We start from the raw sequence: 2,412 nt of genomic DNA on the forward strand, positions 1-2,412 counted from the left end.
GGGGGGGGCCTGGGGGGGGGGGGCGGGGCCCCCCCCGGCGGCGCTGGTCTGGGGTCCCCGCGGGGGGGGGGGGCGGGGGGGCGCCCTGGCCCCCCCGGCGGCCGCGGACCGGCTGTTCGTGGCGGTCGAAGATCGCGCGGATCAGGTCGTCGCGGCCGCCGAAGTGATAGGCGACGGCGGAATGGTTCGCCTGACCGGCGAATTCGGCGATGCGCCGGTTGGACACCGAGTCGATGCCCTGGGTGGCGAAGAGTTCCTCCGCCGCGTCGAGGAGCGCTTGCCGCGACTGGTCGCCGTGCCGTGCCATGGTTCTCCGTTCTCGCGCGGACCTGGCCACGATGATCGCAGCCGCGGTGGTGCGGTGAGCATCACAGGGTCCTCGGCTGGTCGATTTTAAGTCAGCTGGCGTAGATTCGGGGTCTGCCCGATCGTCCGGGCGTCATCCCGAAAAAGAATCGCCGAGGAGCTCTTTCGTGACCTCTACTCTGTCCGCGTCCGGGGATCGCCCCGACGAGCCCGGCACGACCGGATCCGGTGTGGAACAGGCGGACCAGGACACCGAGTCGCACGCGACCGAGCGGGAGCGGGCCGAGCGGGAGGAGACCGAGCGGGAGGAGACCGAGGCCGAGCGGGAGAAGGCGGCCAAGCGCGCCGAGGTGGAGCGCATCGGCCGTATGGTCGCCGTGTTCATCTTCCCGTTCCTGCTGGTCAGCATGATGATCAGCGGCTATCTGGCGGCCATGCACCACACCGAGCCGCGCGACATGCCGATCGCTGTCACCGGCCCGACCGCCGAGGCGGTGCGCTTCGCGGAGACGCTGGAAACCGCCGACCCCGACGCCGTGGACGTGCGCGTTGTCGACACCGACGCCGACGCCCAGCGACTGGTGCTCGACCGCGAGGTCTCCGGCGCGGTCGCGCTGCCGCGACAGGGCGAGGACGGACCTGCCCGGCTCTACACCGCCGGCGCTGCGGGCGCCTCCCAGGCGGGCACCGTCACCCAGTTGCTCGCGCCCGCGCTCATCGGCCAGGGCCTGGAGTTCACCGCCGAGGATCTGGCGCCGTTGCCGAGCAACGACAGCGCGGGCCTGGCGGCGATGTTCATGATGAACGCGTTGATGCTGGCCGGCTACATGCCGCTGAGCCTCATGCTCTCCTCGGCCCCGCACCTGCTGCGGCTGCGGCGGTTCCTGCCGCTGCTGGCGGGCTGGTCGGCCCTGACCTCTTTCCTGGTCTGGTTCGTCGCGGGCCCGCTGCTCGGCGCCGTGCACGGGCACACCGTGGAGATCCTGGGCCTCGGCTTCCTGACCGTCGCCGCGGTGGGGCTGGTGCAGCTGTTCTTCACCCGGATCTTCGGGCCGATGGCGGTGCTGGTCGGCATGCTGTTCGTGATGGTGCTCGGTGTGCCCGCCTCGAACCTCGGCATGTCGGTGCACACCCTGCCCTCGCTGTACCCGTGGTTGCACGGCTTTCTGCCCGCGCCCGCGATCGGTGAGGCGCTGCGCTCGGTGCTGTACTTCGGTGGCAACGGTATCGGAGGTCACGTGGTCGTCCTGCTGATCGGCGCGGCCGCGGGCCTCGGCCTGACCGCCCTGCTCGACATCGTCAAGCGGCGCCGCGATCCCGCCTACACCGGCCCCGAGCCGACCATCTTCTCGCTGACCGGCGGCCGCCCGGCCCGCAAGCCGGTGCTCTACACCACGCTGGCGTTCTTCCCGCTGGCCATGCTGGTGCTCATGCTGTCGACCATGCTCGGCGCCATGTACCAGCCCGCGCCCAAGGACATGCCGGTCGCGATCGTCGGCGCGAACACCGAGCAGGCGCGGATGATGGTCACCGGCCTGGAACAGAACATGGCCGGACTGTTCGACCTGCGCGCCCTCGACGACGCCGAGGCCGCCCGCGAACAGGTGCGCGAGCGGGAGATCGTCGCCGCGTACGTGCTGCCATCGGCCGCCTCGCCGAACGCCACACTGATCACCAACGGCGCGGCGGGCATGAGTCAGCAGCAGGTCGTCGTCCGGGTGTTCGGCCAGGTCGCGGCGGGCTCACAGATGACCCTCGACAGCGAGGATCTGGCGCCGCTCGACGCGCGGGACACCACCGGCACGGTCTCGCTGTATCTGGCGATGGGTTGGATCATGTCCGGCTTCATGATCGTCGTGGTGGCCGCGAACGCGTTCCCGCCCGCGATGCGCCCGCGCAACTTGATCCCGGTCGTCGCCGGGTGGGCGGTGTTCATGTCGATGTGGCTGTGGGTGATCGCCGATCCGATGGTCGGCGCGGTCGACGGGCACTTCCTGCCGCTGGTCGGCGCGGGTGGCGTGGCGTTCTTCTGCACGGCCGTGTTCACGACGGTGTTCGTCCGGTTGATCGGGCTGCTGGCGGTGATCCCGGTGATCGGGGTGCTGA

At 70.8% G+C, this 2,412-nt stretch carries 2 protein-coding genes; one reads left to right on the top strand and one right to left on the bottom strand.

Annotated elements, in window-relative coordinates:
* The coding region (locus QH283_RS25290; protein ID WP_280505436.1) for a TetR/AcrR family transcriptional regulator at positions 1 to 307 on the bottom strand (307 nt) is incomplete at its 3' end.
* A gap of 166 nt (positions 308 to 473) precedes the next feature.
* Between QH283_RS25290 and QH283_RS25295 the strand changes: the two genes are divergently transcribed.
* On the top strand, positions 474 to 2,412 hold a 1,939-nt coding region (locus QH283_RS25295; RefSeq protein WP_280505437.1), incomplete at its 3' end, for an ABC transporter permease.

It is taken from the genome of Nocardia farcinica (genome assembly GCF_029867845.1).
GTDB classification, from domain to species: Bacteria; Actinomycetota; Actinomycetes; order Mycobacteriales; family Mycobacteriaceae; genus Nocardia; species Nocardia farcinica_A.